The 17,379-nt window shown below is 66.9% G+C and carries 13 protein-coding genes; 1 reads left to right on the forward strand and 12 read right to left on the reverse strand.

Translation table 11 applies throughout. The features are described 5' to 3' along the window. The first annotated feature begins 288 nt into the window (after window positions 1-288). A complete protein-coding gene (locus ACT89O_RS16850; protein WP_487260645.1) occupies window positions 289-2,661 on the forward strand; it encodes a hypothetical protein in 2,373 nt (790 codons plus the stop codon). Window positions 2,662-3,151: 490 nt separating this feature from the next. Here the strand turns inward: ACT89O_RS16850 and ACT89O_RS16855 are convergent, their stop codons facing one another. The 12 genes from ACT89O_RS16855 to ACT89O_RS16910 form a co-directional block, all read right to left on the reverse strand. Beyond that, on the reverse strand, window positions 3,152-3,550 hold the full coding sequence (locus ACT89O_RS16855; protein WP_487260646.1) for a hypothetical protein: 399 nt from the start codon (window positions 3,548-3,550) through the stop codon (window positions 3,152-3,154). A gap of 72 nt (window positions 3,551-3,622) precedes the next feature. Beyond that, window positions 3,623-6,742 (reverse strand): efflux RND transporter permease subunit, encoded by a 3,120-nt coding sequence (locus ACT89O_RS16860; RefSeq protein WP_487260647.1) that lies wholly within the window; start codon window positions 6,740-6,742, stop codon window positions 3,623-3,625. A gap of 9 nt (window positions 6,743-6,751) precedes the next feature. Beyond that, on the reverse strand, window positions 6,752-7,873 hold the full coding sequence (locus ACT89O_RS16865) for an efflux RND transporter periplasmic adaptor subunit (protein WP_487260648.1): 1,122 nt from the start codon (window positions 7,871-7,873) through the stop codon (window positions 6,752-6,754). Then, window positions 7,870-8,442 carry a hypothetical protein gene (locus ACT89O_RS16870; RefSeq protein ID WP_487260649.1) on the reverse strand — a complete coding sequence of 191 codons (573 nt, stop codon included), beginning with the start codon at window positions 8,440-8,442 and terminating at the stop codon, window positions 7,870-7,872. Before ACT89O_RS16870 ends, ACT89O_RS16865 begins: the two co-directional genes overlap by 4 nt. A 36-nt stretch (window positions 8,443-8,478) precedes the next feature. Continuing rightward, entirely contained in the window at window positions 8,479-9,756 is a 1,278-nt protein-coding gene (locus ACT89O_RS16875) for a TolC family protein (protein WP_487260650.1), read from the reverse strand. 178 nt (window positions 9,757-9,934) lie between these two features. Next, on the reverse strand, window positions 9,935-10,291 hold the full coding sequence (locus tag ACT89O_RS16880; RefSeq protein WP_487260651.1) for a hypothetical protein: 357 nt from the start codon (window positions 10,289-10,291) through the stop codon (window positions 9,935-9,937). A gap of 171 nt (window positions 10,292-10,462) precedes the next feature. Beyond that, complete coding sequence (locus tag ACT89O_RS16885) at window positions 10,463-11,296, reverse strand: heme ABC transporter ATP-binding protein (protein ID WP_487260652.1); 834 nt, start codon at window positions 11,294-11,296, stop codon at window positions 10,463-10,465. Continuing rightward, window positions 11,293-12,375, reverse strand: a complete 1,083-nt coding sequence (locus ACT89O_RS16890; protein ID WP_487260653.1) for a FecCD family ABC transporter permease — start codon at window positions 12,373-12,375, stop codon at window positions 11,293-11,295. The genes ACT89O_RS16885 and ACT89O_RS16890 overlap by 4 nt, the downstream gene beginning before the upstream one ends. Further along, window positions 12,372-13,274, reverse strand: a complete 903-nt coding sequence (locus tag ACT89O_RS16895; RefSeq protein WP_487260654.1) for a heme/hemin ABC transporter substrate-binding protein — start codon at window positions 13,272-13,274, stop codon at window positions 12,372-12,374. The genes ACT89O_RS16890 and ACT89O_RS16895 overlap by 4 nt, the downstream gene beginning before the upstream one ends. After that, complete coding sequence (locus ACT89O_RS16900) at window positions 13,264-14,391, reverse strand: hemin-degrading factor (protein ID WP_487260655.1); 1,128 nt, start codon at window positions 14,389-14,391, stop codon at window positions 13,264-13,266. The genes ACT89O_RS16895 and ACT89O_RS16900 overlap by 11 nt, the downstream gene beginning before the upstream one ends. Further along, window positions 14,388-14,735, reverse strand: a complete 348-nt coding sequence (locus ACT89O_RS16905) for a hypothetical protein (RefSeq protein ID WP_487260656.1) — start codon at window positions 14,733-14,735, stop codon at window positions 14,388-14,390. Before ACT89O_RS16905 ends, ACT89O_RS16900 begins: the two co-directional genes overlap by 4 nt. A 163-nt stretch (window positions 14,736-14,898) precedes the next feature. Continuing rightward, complete coding sequence (locus ACT89O_RS16910) at window positions 14,899-17,130, reverse strand: TonB-dependent hemoglobin/transferrin/lactoferrin family receptor (protein ID WP_487262875.1); 2,232 nt, start codon at window positions 17,128-17,130, stop codon at window positions 14,899-14,901. Window positions 17,131-17,379 lie beyond the last annotated feature (249 nt).

The following is a 17,379-nucleotide window of genomic DNA, read 5'->3' on the forward strand; positions in this document are numbered from 1 at the left end:
CGAGTCAGATGGGAGTGGGTACTGGGGGCAGTCGGCCGAGAACTTCTACCGATGGGTCTGGGCCGGACGGACAGCCTGCGTGGCAAGGAGGTCGCTGGGGGTAATGCTCAGCCGATGAGTGGCCGGGGCATGCGAGGACATTTCAGATCAGTTCATATCTGCAAGGGCTACCTCGCCAGAAGTAGCTCGAACGAGGTAAGACCACTAAACTGAATTAGGGTGAAAAGGAGAGGAGAAAAAGTGCTCGGTTCCGCAGACATAAAAGTCCGACCGCTCAGGTTGGCGCTCATGGTTGACCCGAACAGCCCCCTACAAGTGCGCGAAGCCATCCGCTTGGCGTGCACTCAGTGGGGTGGGATGTTCTTTCCAATCATCCCCGTGTACAAACGCATGCCGGCTAGTTGGCGGGATGGTGGCTTGAAGGCTCCTCCGGCGGAGAGTGTGGTGAAGGGGTATATCGATGGATTTGACCCAGACATCCTGGTCCAGTTTGGAAATGAACTCCCAAAGTACATCCTCGACTTAAAGCTGAAGGTTCTCAAGCCGGAGGATTTCTGGAGCGGCGGTCGAGACAGGGACGCAATCGAACCCGCCTATGGGATTGGTGTGCTTGACCTTCTGCTAGACATCTATCGAGAGCACTTCAAGTTCAAGGCGAAGTACCCGGTTAAAGCCATTGTTCCCGTAATACCAAGGTCTTTGGGGCTGTTCTGGGCCAGCGTCTTTGGTGAGTATCCAACGCACATTGCCGAAGCCATCGACAAGGAGTTTGGGGACGCCTTGGATCTTTCGAAGCCGGAGGTGCGATCAGACAATTTCCGCGAACTGACCGAAAGCGACGTACTCTTTCCAAGGCGTGTCACCCAATGGGCGACGCGTGTGCAAGGCTCGGTGGTCTTTCGCGGGGACGCCTCGGTCTTCTTTATGGACGCGTCGAAGACCGAGGACGTCATCGACTATTGGAACCTTAGAGCCTCTGGACGTTCGGTGCTCCCGTTGCCGAAGCAGTTCCTTGAGGAAAAGTCCTTCAAGAAGGTCGTTGTTGAATATCTCGATGAACGTCGCGGCCTTAGGGGTGAAAGCGGCCATGGCTTCGATGTTCCCAGCTTGGTACGAAGCCGCAACAGCACCATGGACGAGATGGAGTCATTCGCGAAGTCCTTAACGCCGCCGCCAGCGGATGGGCAGCATAGTGCAGCGAGGCCACGGATGCTCCTCCAGCATTGGTATCCAAGGCTGTGGGAAGAATGGGCCCGCGGCAAGGATGCCGGCGTTGCCGACATTTATGGAAAGGATGATGAAACCATCGACATCGCGGGAGAAGAGGACCTTTCACTTCGGCTTAAACCTCTAATCCCGTCGTTTGGCCGCGAGAACTGGTTTTGGAGCCACGGTCGATGCGCGAATGAACTCGACTTACGCCTTTATGGCGCTGAAGAAAATCTCGCCGAGGTTTATCCAAAGGTCGAGGGAGACAATCTCCTTCATGCGATTTCCGGCTATGCCGGCAGCTTCGGTGAGTGGCGAATAGGACGCCACGGCTTGGTTCGAATTGTCCGCGGTGTGTCGAGCGAGTCGCGCAAGGTGCCAGAAGCAGAGAAGATTTTTTTCGCTTGGCTGAAGGATCGCGGCTGGGAGGCAAAACTCTCGACCCCCGGTATTCTGGCCAAGGAGATTTTCAAGCGCCTCGGTGGCGTGGTCAGCTTGCTAGCAAACAAAGAGGTCCTTGCGCTGATCGAACACATGAATGGTGGAACAGTCAGCAGGGGCGGTGCGCAGAAAGATGACAGGATAGTCGCTGAGCGAGAGGCCTCTGTCGCCCAGGTCAAGAGCAAACTGACCGGTCATCGCTACGAGTGGTTTGTTCAGAAAGGCATTTTCAAGCTGGGCCTACAGACGAAGTGTCCCAATTGCCAGCGGAACAGCTGGTTTGCCATGGCTTCGTTGAAGGAGGAACTGGACTGCCCCAAGTGTTTGAATACGTTTTGCGCAGCGGGCAACATTGAGCAGGGGAAAAGTGGCTGGTTCTATCGGACGGCCGGTCCATTCAGTGTTCCCAATTTTGCAGACGGTGCGTTCTCAGTTCTGCTGACACTTGAGGTACTTGCTGGGCGTATGGCCTCATCGCGTCGCAGCACCTCCGTTCCGAGTTTTGAGGCGACAGCCCCGGGCAAGCTGCCCCTTGAGGCTGATCTCGCTATGTTCTGGCGAGACGGGAGCTATGGCGATGAAACCGCAGGGCTCTTGTTCGGTGAGTGCAAGAGCTATGGGCTCTTCAAGCCCAAGGATTTTCAGCGCATGCGTTATCTCGCCGAGACCTTCCCTGGGGCTATCTTGGTTTTCAGTACGCTGCGCGAGCGGCTCACCAAAGAGGAAGTCGCGGCACTCACTCGTCTGGCAAAGTTCGGTCGCAAGTACTGGAAGGCTGAGCGCCCCGTGAATCCCGTGCTAATCCTCACAGGTGCGGAGTTAATGACATGGGAGCCCCCGCCTCGTTGCTGGAATGGAGAGCTGCAGAAGCGGTTCCAGAACGTACGTTCCCTACTTGAGCACTGCAACGCCAGCCAGCAGATATACCTAGGGTTGCCGTCGTGGCACGAAGCCTGGGAGGCAGCGTCTGAGCAGCGCTGGCGAGCACGTCAGAAGAGGAGCAAAGGTTAGCTTTCGAACGGTTGTTTCAGCGCAGATTTTTTCGACCGGCAGGGCCATTTCGGCCTTGGCAGCAATCGGCCGTAGTGCTCAAAATCGGCCATTTTTCGGTGGGAAAGCGGCGGTCAGGAAAAAGGCGCTCAACGACTGGTCTTTACGGCAGCTGCAATTCAAGAATCGGACCATGGTTATTCAGCTCAGCCGAAAACAGCCAGACACTGCGCTCTCAAAAATCTGCCTATTCCTGCACACGGAGCCTCAGCACCTTGTGCCCAGTATCAACCACTTCACTACTAATTTAATAGCTTCGAGCGCAATACAGGTGGGCGGTAGAGCCCAATTTTCTTCAAATTTCAGCACACCTCACCACCGATACGGCGCTAGTACCCTCCTCGCCCGTGCTCATGGCGCACTGCAACTGAGAAAGGCCACACACCGCCACGCCAGCAAAAGCCAACGCGGCGGCGCGTAATGCACAACGCTTTCTTTCTCCGGCAGCGGCTTACTTCACCGCAAACCGCACATTCGCCGCCTTCTTGCCCGGCAGCGTCACCAGCGCCACCACCTTGGTGCCGGGTGCGACTTTGAAGATGCCTTTGGTTTCGAGCCTGCCCTCGCCTGCCGGTACAAGCACAGCCTCGGATTTCTCGGTGCCGTTGAGCAGGGTGAGTTTGGCGCTTACGCCCTCGGTTTTGGCAGGCTTGCCGTGGTCACGCAGGTGCAGGGTGATGGTGTCGGGCTTGGCGACGAGTTCGTAGTCCATGTCGTTGGCCTCGGCCACGATGCCGCCGTGTTGGGGCTTGTGGTCGTGGCCTGCGCCGTGGTCGCCAGCGGCATGGACGGCGGTGGTGGCCACAGCAGCGAGGGCCAGGGCAGCGAAAAGTTGGCGGGTGGTTTTCATGGGAGTCCTTTCAAAGGGTGAATGAAAAAGCGAACGAACAAACAAAGAGAACAAATACAAAACAAGAAAAGCTCAGAACGCCTCGGCGTTCTTGTCGTCCAGCAGGCGTTCGGCATCCTTGCGGCCAAACAGCCAGAACAGGGCCGGGGTGAGGAAGGTGTCGAGCAGCGTGGAGCTGATGAGGCCGCTGAAGATGACCACGGCCACCGGGTGCAGGATTTCGGTGCCGGGGCGCTCGGCCTCCAGCAGCAGCGGGGCCAGAGCAAAGGCGGTGACCAGGGCGGTCATCAGCACGGGGCTCAGGCGCTCCAGAGAGCCGCGCACGATCATGGCGGTGTCAAAGCGCTCGCCCTCCACGCGCATCAGGTTGAGGTAGTGGCTCACCTTCAAAATGCCGTTGCGCACCGAGATGCCCGCCAGCGTGATGAAGCCGATCAGCGCCGCCACCGACAGCGGCTGGCCCGACACCCACAGGCCCAGCACCGCGCCCACCAGCGCCAGCGGGATGTTGGCCATGATGAGCGCCGACAGCGTGGCCGAGCGGTAGCGCGTGTACAGCACCACGAACATCAGCACCAGCGAGACGATGGCCAGCAGGCCCACCAGGCGGCTGGCTTCTTCCTGCGCCTGGAACTGGCCGCCCAGGGTGATGAAGTAGCCCTCGGGCAGGCGCGTGTCGCCCACGGCCTGGCGGATGTCGGCCACCACGTCGGACAGCGCCCTGCCCTGCGCGTTGGCCGAGAGCACGATGCGGCGCTTGCCGTCGTCGCGGCTGATCTGGTTGGGGCCGTCGCCCTCTTCGATGGTGGCCAGGCGCGACAGGGGCACGGGGCCACGGGGCGTGTCGATCAGCACGCGCGCCAGGCCGTCGATGGAGCGCGCGCTGTCGGGCAGGCGCACCACCAGCGCAAAGCGGCGGCTGCCTTCCACCACCTGGGCGACTTTTTCGCCCTCCACCAGCGTCTGCAGAGCGGCCAGCACCTGGGGTGCGGGCACGCCCATTTGTGCAGCGGCGGCGTAGTCCACGCGCACGGTGATCTGCGGCGCCAGCACCTGCTTTTCCACCTCCAGGTCGGCCAGGCCGGGGATGCCCGCCAGCCGCGCGCGCAGGGCCTCGGCCTGGCCGCGCAGGGTGTCCAGGTCGTCGCCAAAGAGCTTGATGGCGATCTGCGAGCGCACGCCCGACAGCATGTGGTCGATGCGGTGCGAGATGGGCTGGCCGATGGCGATGGCGGCAGGCAGGTGCGCCAGGCGGCTGCGGATGTCGGCCTGCACCTCGGCCATGCTGCGCTTGAGCTCCGCCGCAGGCAGCAGCCCCACGTCCAGCTCGCTCACGTGCACGCCTTCGGCATGCTCGTCCAGCTCGGCCCGGCCACTGCGCCGGCCCACGTGCGTGACCTCGGGCACCTGGCGCACCAGCACCTCGGCCTGGCGGGCCAGCGCGCTCGATTCGGCCAGCGTGACACCAGGGTTGAGCCGCATGCCGATGAGCAGCGTGCCTTCGTTGAACGGCGGCAGGAAGGTGGTGGGGAAGAACGGCACCGCCGCTGCCGACAGCGCCACCGCCACCGCGCTCACGGCCAGGGCTGCACGCGGCCGCGCCAGCACAGCCGAGAGCCCGCTGCGGTAGCGCGCCTTGAGCCAGGCCACCACGCGCGTGTCGCCGTGGTCAAGGTTCTTCATGCGCGGCAGCAGGTAAAAAGCCAGCACCGGCGTGACCGTGACCGACACCAGCAGCGAGGCCAGCGTGGACACGATGAACGCAATGCCCAGCGGCACAAACAGCCGCCCCTCGATGCCCGGCAGCGCAAACAGCGGCAAGAACACCAGCACGATGATGGCCGTGGCATACAGGATGCCGGAGCGCACTTCCATCGACGCGAGCTTGACTACCTCGATGGGGTGCAGGCGGTGGTGGGGGTGCTTGGCGCGGTCCATCTTCAGGCGGCGCAGCACGTTTTCCACATCGACCACCGCGTCGTCCACCAGGCCGCCAATGGCAATGGCCAGGCCGCCCAGCGTCATGGTGTTGATGGACAGGCCGAAATACTTGAACACCAGTGCCGTGATGAAGATGGACACCGGGATGGCCGTGAGCGCAATCACCGTGGGCCTGAGCGTGCCGAGGAACACGAACAGGATTACCGCCACAAACACCGAGGCGCCCATGAGCTTGCCCTGCAGCGTGGTGACCGAGGCTTCGATGAAGCTCGCCTGGCGGAAGGTGACGCGCGGCGCCTCCATGCCTGCGGGCAGCGAGTTCTTCAGGTCCACCAGCGCGGCCTCGATGCTGCGCGTGAGCCCGATGGTGTCGGCCGTGGGCTGCTTCTGGATGCCCAGGATGACGGCGCCCTGCCCTTCAAAGCCCGCGTCACCGCGCTTGGTGGCGGCGGCAAAGGTGGCATCGGCCACCTGGCGCAGCAGCACGCTTTGGCCGTTTTTGGCGGTAAGGGCCAGGTTCTGCAGGTCTTCGAGCCGCGAGGTGCGGCCCAGGTGGCGGATGAGGTATTCGCGCCCGCCCAGCTCCAGAAACCCGCCCGAGGTGTTGGCCGCAAAGCCCTTGAGCGCGCCCGTGAGCTGGTCGTGCGTGATGCCCAGCGCTGCCATGCGCGCCGTGTCGGGCAACACCTGGAACTGGCGCACCTCGCCACCGATGGGGATCACCTGCGCCACGCCAGGGATGGCCATGAGGCGCGGGCGCAGCACCCAGTCGGCGTACTCGCGCACGGCCATGGGGGTGGTCTTGCCTGCGTCGATGGGGATGGCCACCTGCATGATCTCGCCCATGATGGAGCTGATGGGCCCCATGCGCGGCGTGATGCCGCTGGGCAGGCCTTCTTCCATGGACGACAGGCGCTCCGACACCATCTGGCGCGCGCGGTAGATCTCGGTGCTCCAGTCGAAAGTGACGTAGATGAACGACAGGCCCGCACTGGAGGTGGAGCGCACGCTCTCCACACCGGGCAGGCCATTCATCGTGGTCTCCAGTGGGAAGGTGATGAGCTGCTCCACCTCTTCGGCGGCCATGCCGCCGGCCTCGGTCATGAGGGTGACGGTGGGTTTGTTGAGGTCAGGGAACACGTCCACCGGCGTGCGCGAGAGCGTGAAGGCGCCGTAGGCCATGAGCACGGCGGCGGCGATGAGCACCAGCAGCCGGTTGACCAGGCTGTTTTCGAGAAGCCACTTGAACATAGCGACTCCTTAGCGGACCTGGTTGATGAGCGTGGCGCCCTGCGTAGCCACGCGGTCGCCGGGCTGGAGGCCAGAGGTCACGGCCACCGAGGCGCCATCCAGCGGCACCGCCGTGACCACCCGTGGCGCAAAGCGCTCGGGCGACTCCTTGACCCACACGATGGTCTGGTTGGCCGGGTTGCGCAACAGCGCGGCAGCGGGCACTTGCACGCCATCGACCTTGTCGGTGGACTGCACGAACACGCGCACCGGCTGGCCCAGGGCCAAGGTGCCAAGCGCAGACGAGTCGCCCGCAAACTGCAGCGGCTGCGCCTGATCACGCAGGCTGCGCGCCGCGCCTAGAAAGCGCAGTGGCACGCGCTGCCCGGCCACGGCCAGCGTGGCACCGGCCACGCTCTGGGCTTGTGCCGGGTCGTAGGCCAGAGCCTCGATGCGCAAGCGCGATGGGTCCACCACCTCAAACACCAGTTCGCGCGCATCCACCACCTGCCCGGCCACGGCATTGGCTGAGGCGATGACGCCCGACACCGGGGCCACCAGCGCATCGCGTGTGGCCAGGCCCGCGCCCACGGCACCCAGGCGCTGGGTGAGGCTGTGCAGATCGCTCTCGGCTGCCTCGATGTCCTTGCGCGGCACGGTGTCGGCCAGCTCCGTCAGGCGCGCCACGCGCCGTGCGGCCAGGTCGCGTGCAGCGCGCAGTTCAGCCTGCTGGGCCAGTTGGTTGGAGCGCTCGATGGCGCCCGCCGTGGGCACCACATAGGCCAGCACCTCGCCCTTGCGCACCGCCTGGCCCACGCCAGGCAGGCCCTTGGGCCCAGCCTCCAGCCGCCCGGCCAGCACGGCCTGCACCTTGCCACCCGCGTTGGGGTCCATCACCACGGTGCCCGCCAGTTCAAAAGCCTTGGCGTGCTGCCCGGTGTCTGCCACCAGAGTGCGCACGCCCAGTTGGCGCTGTGCGGGCTTGGGCAGAAACACGCTGCCATCGGGCTGGCGGCTGGGGCCGTTGCCGGTGGGCGCGGGTGGCGCGTCGCCATGGTCGTGGCCGGGGCCTGCCAGGGCTGGCAGGGGTGCGCTGAGCGCGGCGGCCATGAGCAGGGCAAGCAAGGAAGGCATGGGGTGGAAGCGCTTCATGCTGCACCTCCCACGCGCTGGTTGTTGCCCATGCGGGCAGCACGGCCCCGGCGCAAACCCCACACGGCGACCAGCGCCAGCAGCACGGCGGCCATAGCGCCTGCGATCAGCACAGTGCGGCGGGCCAGCCCTGCCGGTGCGGCATCGGTGTGGGCGGCGGGGTGCAGGTCGATCTCGCCTGCGAGCAGATCGGTCTCATTGCCTGCGGCCACGGTGGCGGTGACGGGGCTCACACCCTCGGCCAGCGGCGCGGCCAAGATGGCCTGGAACTCGCCCTCGGCCACGCGGGTGACGGGCACGCTGGTGCCCGCGATGTCCAGCTCCAGCCGGGCGTCTTTCACGGGGCTGTTGTCGCCCGCGTGGTCCAGATAGAGCGCAATTTTTTGCCCGTCGAGCACGCCCACGAGTTCAAACAGGTCCGAGGTAGCAGCAAAGCGCGGCAGGGCCGTGCCCGTTGCGGCAGCGGGGGCGTCGCCATGGTCGTGGCCAGCACCGGCCAGCGCTGTCGGCGGTAGCAAGCCCAGCAGCAGGGCCAGGCCCAGTGTGGAGAAAGCGGAAGAGAGTGTCATGGTTGTCTTAAAAATTGGTCGGGATTCACAGGGAGTTCATTGCGGCAGCAGGCCCAGGGCCTGGCGCAGATGGGAGACGGCGGCCGCTGCGTCGATGCGGGCGCGGGCCAACTGGCGTTCGGCCTGGGCGGCCTCCAGCTCCACACGCAGGCGTGTGGGGCCGTCGGCTTCGCCCAGTCGGAAGGCCTTGTCGATAAAGCCGCGTGTGCCCTGCGCCAGCGCCGCGTGGCGTGCCAGCGCATCGCGCTGGGCCTGCGCGGCCTTCACGCGGGCCATGGCGGCGGCGATGTCGGCGGCCAGGCGCCTCTGCTCCACGGCAGCACGCGCCTCGGCATCGATGGCATCGGCGCGTGCTGTAGCCTGCTTCGCCTGCGCACGGTCGCCCCCGCCCAGGGGTATGCGTAGGCCCACGGTGAAGGTCTGCTGGTAGCGGTCGCCCGCCTGCTCGCGGCCGCGCGTGGCGGCCACCGTCAGCTCGGGGTTAGCACGGGTTTGCACGGCAGCCAGGTCGGCAGCGCGGCGGGCTACCTCGGCCTGGTCGTGCCAGTCGGCCGCCGCAGGGTGCTGGGCAGCGGCTGCCGTGGCGTCTGGCACAGGGGGCTCGGGCTCCGCCCCGTCCGCCAGCGCCAGGGTGGGCGCGGCCTGCACACCCCAGGCGGCCAGTGCGGCCTGCGCTGCGTCCCGCGCGCCCTGGGCCTCGGCCGTGGCGGCTTCGGCCTGGGCCACGGCGCCGTCGGTCTGGGCCTGGTCGGCACGCGACAGGTCGCCAGCACGCACGCGGCGCGCCACGTCGGCGGCCAGGCGCTGCGCGTTCAGCAGCCGGTCTTGCGCCAGGGCCCAGTCAGCCTGCGCGCGCTGCGCGGCCCACCAGGCTTCGCGCACAGTGGCGGCCAGTTGCAGCTGCGCGGCGCGCTGGCGGCTGTCCAGCGCCTGCGCTTCCGCATCGGCCAGCGCTGCCTTGCGGGCGCGCTCGCCGGGCAGCCACAGCGGCAGGGCCAGGCCCACTTCGGCCTCGCGGCTGCCCTGGTTGCTGCCGGGGCGGTCGGTTTTGGTGGACAGCTCCAATGCCATGGGCTCGGCCGTCCAGGCTGCCGCCGCGCTGTGTGTGGCCTGCGCGGCCTCGCGCCGCAAGGCAGCAGACTGCGCTTCGGGCTGGCGCTGCCAGGCCTGCTCGAACAGGGCCTGGAGCGTGAGCGGCGCTGTGCCGGGGTTGGAGGTCTGGGCCTGTGCGGCACTGCCCAGCAGTGCCCAGCCCAGCGCCATCACCACCAGCGCGGCGATGGGCGTGTGTTGTCGTTGTTTCGTTGGTTGCATCCGATTCCTCTGCAGTGGCCGGGGCCACAGGTTGAAATCGGCGAGGCGCGATGCACGGAGGGGACGTCAGAGGGGCACGCATGCCAACAGCAAGACGAGCACCGCTACTGCCTGGGAAGGCAGGTCTCCAACAGCATCAGGAAAAGAAACGGAGCCACCCAAGCCCCCGCCTCGCCGCTCAGGCGAAGAAGGACCAGTTGGGGCGTTCGGGGCGCGTAAGGGGGGCAAGTGGCCAGGCGGGTGCGGCCAGGCCCGGCGGGTGCACCACGGCCACCACGATGGCCTGGGCGCTGGCACTGTGCGCCAGGCCGCCGCCTGTGCCGTGGCAGGCATGGCAGTCCATGTCGGCCAGAGTGCTGGGGCTGGCGCCCGGGGCCGAGTGGTCGGCCCCTTCGTCGCCATGGTGCTCGTGCACATGGTGGCCAAAGTGCGATGCCTGCGGCGCTGACTCGTGCCCGCAATAGGGCGAGGCCGCCGCCCAGATGGACTGGAGCGGCATGAACACCAACAGAAAGACGAGCAGCAAGCGGCGCATGGGCAGCGGGATTCTAAGCAGACCGCACCACCCACCCCGCCAGATAGCCTGACGGGTTGAGGGGCCTACCTTCATGGGTTGCGCAGGCACACCATGCAGATGCTTCATTTTTTATAGCGAACTTTGAGACCCATAGCGCGGCAGAGGCCATTTTGACTATAGAAATGCCATTCACTGCGCCGCCACCAGATACTGCGGCACCCCATCGGCCGCCAGCACCGGCGTGCTGTGCACGCCCCACACCTGCGCGATGGTGGCGGGGGTGAGCAGGTGGGCCGTGGCGTGCACGCTGCGCGGGCCTGTCAGGCCCGGGGCGAGCAGCAGGCTGTCGTGTGCGTAGCGCAGGGCCAGGTTCAGGTCGTGCAGCACCGCGACCACGCCCACGCCCTGCTCCACCGCCCAGCGGCGCACCAGGGCCAGCGTGTGGTGCTGGTGCGCCAGGTCGAGCGCGGCGGTGGGCTCATCCAGCAGCAGCCAGCGTGTCGTACCGTCGGGCAGGGGCTCCCAGATCTGGGCCAGCGCGCGGGCCAGATGGCTGCGGGCGCGTTCGCCGCCCGACAAGGTGTTGATGCTGCGCCCGGCCAGGTGGGCCACGCCGGTGGCCTGCATCGCCTCGGTCACGATGCGCGCTTCGTGGCGGCTGGGCTGCTGGCGGTGGGGAAAGCGCCCCATCTCAACCACCTCCTGCACCGTGAAGTCGAAGGCCACGGCCGTGTCCTGCGGCAGCACGGCACGCTGGCGGGCCAGGGCCTGGGCGCCTTGGCCAGACACCGGTTGCCCGCCCATCCACACATGGCCCGAGCGCGGCGCACGCTGGCCCGAAAGCATGGCCAGCAGGGTGGACTTGCCCGCGCCGTTGGGGCCCAGGATGGCCGTGACGCGCCCGGGCACGAACTGCGTGTGCACGGTGGCCAGCAAGGGCCGGCCGGGCACGCCCACACCCAGCTGGTCGCACGCCAGCAGATCGGCGGTGGTGGTGACCGGGGATGCGACGGCGGCATTCATACCTTGCTCCGAAACTGGCGCAGCATGGCCAGAAACAGCGGCACGCCGATGAACGCGGTGAGCACGCCCAGCGGCAGCTCTGCGGGCTGCACGATGGTGCGCGCCACGCCGTCGGCCGCCAGCACCAGCGCGGCGCCCAGCAGGGCCGAGCCCGGCAGCACCACGCGGTGGTCCGGCCCCGCCACCAGGCGCACCCAGTGCGGCGCCACCAGGCCGATAAAGCCAATGATGCCGGTGGCCGCCGTCACCGCGCCCACGGCCAGCGCGGTGACCAGGACCGCCAGGCGCTTGGTGCGCTCCACCGGCACGCCCAGCAGCGCGGCCTGCGCCTCGCCCAGCGCAATCGCGTTGAGCGGGCGCGCCAGCGCCAGGCCCAGGCCGCAGGCCACCGCCACGATGGCGCCCACCAGCGCCACGGCGCTCCAGCGCGCGCCGCCCAGGCTGCCCAGCAGCCACATCTGGATGTTGCGCAGCTGCTCGTCGGTAGAGATGAAGTTGAGGTAGCCCAGCCCCGCCAGCGCCAGCGCATTGACCGCCACACCGGCCAGCAGCATCAGCCCCATGCGCGTGCCGCCATCGGCCTGCGCCAGTGCATAGATCAGCGCCGTGACGAGCAGGCCGCCGCCAAAGGCCATGCCCACCAGTGTCCAGCTGCCTAGCGTGCGCGGCAGGTCGGGCAGCCAGTGGCTGCCCAGCACGATGGTGACGGCCGCCGCCAGCGCGGCGCCGCTGCTCACGCCCACCAGCCCGGGGTCGGCCAGCGGGTTGCGAAACAGCCCCTGCATCAGCGCACCGGCCAGCCCCAGGCCCGCCCCGGCGGCCACGCCCATCAGCAGGCGCGGCAGCCGGATGTTGATGAACACCAGGTATTCGGGTGCCTGCTCGGCCGACGGCGCTGCGCCCACAGCCTGCAGCAGCACCTGCCACAGCTGGGCGGGTGCAATGGCGTAGGCGCCCCGTGTGCTGGCCCAGACAAAGCTCAGCCCCACCAGCGCAACGCCCCACAGCAGCGCTGCGCGCGGCGACAGGCGCCGCAAAGACCAGCGCGCACCCGGCTGCGCCACAGCCACGCTGCTCACGCGGTGATCGCCTGGGTGCGGGTGTGCAGCTCGCGCACGGCAGCAGGCAGGCGCGGGCCAAAGCCCAGCAAGTGGCTGGCCTCCATGGCCACCAGGGCCTTGCGGCGGTAAGCGGGCGTGAGTGCCAGCTCAGGCCGCTGCCAGAAAGCGGCCTCGCCGCCCAGTGCCTCGATGCCCTGCGTGCTGTTGAGCAGCACCTCGGGCGCGGCGCTGGCCATGGCCTCGGCCGTGAGGGGCCGGTAGCCTGCGAACTGCATGATGGCATTGGTCGCGCCCGCAAAGCGGATCAGCGCATCGGCCGCTGTGCCAGTGCCTGCCACCATGGGGCTGCCGCCGTGCGACAGGATGAAGATGGCGCGCGGGCGCCGTGTGGTGGCTGCCACCTGCTTTTGCACTGCCGCCCACTGCGCATCCAGGTCAGTCTGCAGGGCCTGGGCCTCGCGCTCGCGGCCCGCCACGCGGCCCACGGTGGCGACCTTGCGCCGCACCTCGTCCCAGGTGTGGTCGGCCTGCACCAGCTCCACGCGCACGCCAGCGCTGCGCACCTGGTCCAGCACCACGGGCGGCCCGGCTTCGGTGGTGCCCACCACAGCGTCGGGCTTGAGGGAAAGCAACCCCTCGGCCGACAGCTGGCGCATGTAGCCGACCTTGGCGGTCTTGAGCGCGGCCTCGGGGAACAGGCTGGTGGTGTCGGTGCCCACCAACTGGCCTTGTGCACCCAGCAGGTAGACCACCTCGGTCAACGCGCCGCCCAGCGAGACAATGCGCGCCGGGCGGGCGGCCCATGCGGTCCCGAACCCCATCGCGGACAACCAAGGCAACGCCACCACACCGCGCAGCAACCGCCGACGCGCGCCACCTGGCCCCCAGCTTTGCACGGCCATCGGATCACGCAGCATGGGCCAGCTCCTGCACGCCAGGCAAGCGTGCCACCAGGTCGCGCCAGCCCTGCAGTTCGGGCTTGCCGGGCTTGCGTGCACCGAAGAACATGGCCATCAGCTCGCCCGCGTGGTCGAACGCCTCGACCGAGGTGACAACACCATCGGCCGTGGGCTTCTCCACCACCCACACGCTGGCAATCATGTCGGTGCGCAGGTGCAGGTTGAAGCCCGCGTCCAGCACGTTGATCCACTGCGCACGCGGCGTATCGAGCGGCTGGATGTTGCGCACCGGCCCGGTGTGGATCTGGATGCAGCCGCCGCTGCCCACAAACACCATGATGGGCAGGCCGTCCACCGCGGCCTCGTCCAGCAGGCGTGCCACGGCCTGCGGTGCGGCGCGCCAGGCAAACTGGCCTTCGACGAGGCGAAAGCTCTGCTGGCGCACCACGCCGAACTTTTTGGTCAGGCCGAAGAACTCGTGCGTGTCCTGCATGGCGGCCCAGGCCTCGCGCAAGCCCTGGGCGTCGATGTCGGCGTCGGGCAGCACGGCCGCTGGCGTGGGCTCCGGACCAAACACGTAACCCGCGCTGGGTTGCACGAAGCGGCTCACCACTGCGTCGAATGCAGCCAGGTCGGTGGCTTCGCGCGTGAAGATCTTGTGCACCGCACGGCCCTGCGCGTTGTAGAACTGCAGGCTGCGCGATGGCGGCTTGGTGGGGTCGTTGGCCAGCTCCGTCACCGCAAAGCCCGCATGCCACTGCGCAAAGAACAGGCGCAGGTCGATGTCTTCGCCCAGTGCGATCCCCACCGGCCCGGTGGCCGACACGTGCGTGTACACGCCGGTCTTCTCGTGCACCGTGCCTTCGTTGCGCGTGAGCGCCATCAGCGGGCCGCAGGCTTCGAGCGCCTGCAGCAGTTCCAGCCACGAGCCCTGCAGCGGCTGGGCCTTGAGCGGGTGGCCGTGCTCGCCCGCATGGGCGGCCACGGCGGCGCCTTCCGACAGCCCCAGGCTCTCGGCGGCGTCCTTGGCACGCTTGCCCGCTGCGCGGGCTGCGGCGAACCGCTCGCGGATGTCGGGGGCGGCTTGCGGCGGATGGGCCGGAGCGCTTGGGGGGTTCGTCACAGCGGCATTCATTGCACGGCCTCCGGCGCGGTGTGCCACAGCACGCGGCGTTGTTCGGCAGCCACCATCGCGGCGCTGGCGGCCACGTCCTGGCGCGCCTTGCATTGCTGGTCCCAGCGGCCTTGCAGGCTCCAGACCACGGTGCGGAAGTGTGGCGTGAAGCCCTGGGCGTCGGCCAGCATCTGCAGGTTGGCCGCGATCTTGCTGCCCATGGCGTCGCGGTGGCTGTCGCAGCAGGCTTGCACATAGCCCGTCATCAGGGCCAGGGTGCCCGCCAGCAGCGCCTCGGCGCAGGGCAGGCTGTATTCCTCGTCGGCGTGGCTGCCCGTGTTGGGCTGGTGTGGAGCGTGGCTCATAGTGATCTCCTTGGGTGGATGCCTGGGGACGGAAAAGCAGGGAACAGCAGGAAAAAGGCAGTCATTCCGTTTCCAAGTCATTCGTGTCTAGGCGCGAAGCCGCAGACAGTGCTGTAGCACGGCAAGGCGAAGCAACAACGACACGGATGATTTGGAGACGGAATCAGAAATCCGCCACCAGTGACACGCGCACTGCGCGGCCCGGCTGGCTGTAGGCGTCGATGAAGCTGGCGTTGGCAGCGAGGCCGCGCACGTCGGCCCAACGCCAGTGCTTCTTGTCGGTGAGGTTGTAGATGCCCGCGTTCAGGCGCAGGTCCTTGCGGATGCGCCACTGGGCCGCCAGGTCCAGCACCGTGTACGACGGCGTGAGGAACTGCGTGCTGCCCGTGGCCACGCTCACGTCGCTGGCCTTCTTGGCGGCGGCATGGGTCATGTCCAGCCGCGCCATCCAGCCACCGGTGTCGTAGCGCAGGCCCGCCGTCAGGCGCGATGGGTCCACGGTGTTCACCGGCTTGCCGGTGGTGGTGTCGCGGCCACGTGTCTGGCCGTAGGCAAACGGAGAACTCCACTGCCCGCCCGCCCACTGGCCCCAGCGCATGTCGCCCTTGACCTCGAAACCATTGAGCTTGACGCGGCCGATGTTGACCGACTGGAACACCAGCGGGTTGCCCGGCGCGCCCGTGCCGCTGACCTGGCGCAGGTCTTCGATGAAGTCCTTGTAGCGGCCAGTGAATGCTGCGGCTTCGATGGACAAACGCTCCATGCGCCCGCGCACGCCCAGCTCAAAGTTCTGGCTCTTCTCGGGCTTGAGGTTGGCGTTGGGCACCGTGCGGTAATTGCCCACCGGGTTCTCAAAGAAGGCGTTGACCTGCCCTGCGTTGGGCGCACGGAAACCCGCTGCGTAGTTGCCAAACACGCTCCACTGCTCGCTGGCGCGGTACAGCACGCCGAACTTGGGCGAGGTCGCATTGCCCGACAGCGACACCGCCTGCGCGCCAAAGCCCGCCTGGTCGGCCTTGATGCGGAAGGTGTCGAAGCGCACGCCGGGGGTGATGCTCCATGGCCCGCTCACGAACTCGTCCTGCACATACAGGGCCGTGCTGGTCTCGGTGGTGTCGGGGAAGCGCTTGAGCGGGAAGGTCTCGCCCGTGGGCGGCGTCACGCCGGTCTGCAGGTTCTCGACTTTGGCCGCCGTGTAGTCCAGGCCGTAGGTGATCTTCTGTACCCATGGCCCGCCATTGCGCAGCACCTTGCTGCCCTGCAGGTTGGCCTGCCAGGTGCGCTCGTCATAGGTCACGTCGCGCACGCGGTCGGCGGCGGTGTTGCGGTCTTCGGTGATGTACTCGCGCGAATGGGCGTCCTGCCAGCTCAGCGTGGCCTTCACATCATCGGCAAATGCGGTGTTCACGCGCCAGTTGCCTTCCCACGTCGCCCGGCTGCGCTGCATGTCGGTGAACGAGGTGGAGCCCAGCACGGACGTGGCGGCCAGCGGCGGCTTGGAGAGTACGGTGAGCAGCTCGTAGTCGGACGTCTTGTCCACATGCTCCAGCGTGAACACATGGCGCTGGCCGCCGCCGGGCGTCAGCACCACCTTGCCCAGCAAAGCGCCACTTTTGTCTTTCTGCGGATTGGGCTTGGTGCGATCGGCATTTGCCGCATCGTTGGTGCCCATGTTGTCCAGCTCGCTGGCGCGGGTGACGTTGCCGCCCAGCAGCCACTGCACCGTGTCGCCCGCCTTGCCCGCCACGGTGGCACCCACGCGTTTGCCGTGCTCGTCGCCGTCATAGCCCAGGCTCACCCGGCCGCCGATGCGCTTGTCGCCGTCAAGGAATGCCGCAGGGTCTGCCGTGATGAAGTTGACCAGGCCCGCCATGCCGTCGGAGCCATACAGCGCCGACGTGGCGCCGCGCACCACCTCGATGCGCTGCAGCAGCCCGATGTCCAGGTAGTCACGCCCGAAGGCATTGGCGCTGAAGACATAACTGCGCGGCAGGCGAATGCCATCCACCATCATCAACACGCGGTTACCGTCCAGCCCCCGGATGTTGAAGCCCGCGTTCTGCTCGCGCCCCGTAGAGCCGCTGGCCAGCGAGAAGCGTGCGGGCGACCGTGTGACCGACACATTGGGCAACTCACGCGCCACGTCGCGGATGTCGCGCACCTGGCCTTCCTCGATGGCCTGCGCATTGATCACGTCGATGCTCATGGGCAGCTCGTCGCGGTCCTGCTCGCTGCGCGAGCCGCTGATGACCACTTCTTTGAGCTGCGGCGCTGCAGCCACCAACTGGGCCACATCTTGCGCATGCGCGCTGCCAATCGCCACACATGCACAGGCCACCAGCCATGCAAGCGGCCGCAGACGGCCTTGCAGCCATTGATCGGAGGGGTGCGCCAGCGCGCGCCGGGGAGAAAACGAAGGGGAACGGAATGCCTGCGCCACGGAGGGGAGTCCTTCTCTGAAACGACAACGAATACAGAGCTGGCTCCATGCAGACGGTCCTGGCTTCTGCGGACAGAAGGATGGGCCGTTGTGGCTGGCTGATGGGATGAAATTATATGAGAATAATTCTCAATATCAACAGTTTAAAGCCCCAAGCGGCAACTCTTAACAAGCCCGATGTGGCGGGCCCGGCCTATGGCAACA

Source organism: Acidovorax sp. NN32, assembly GCF_057597245.1.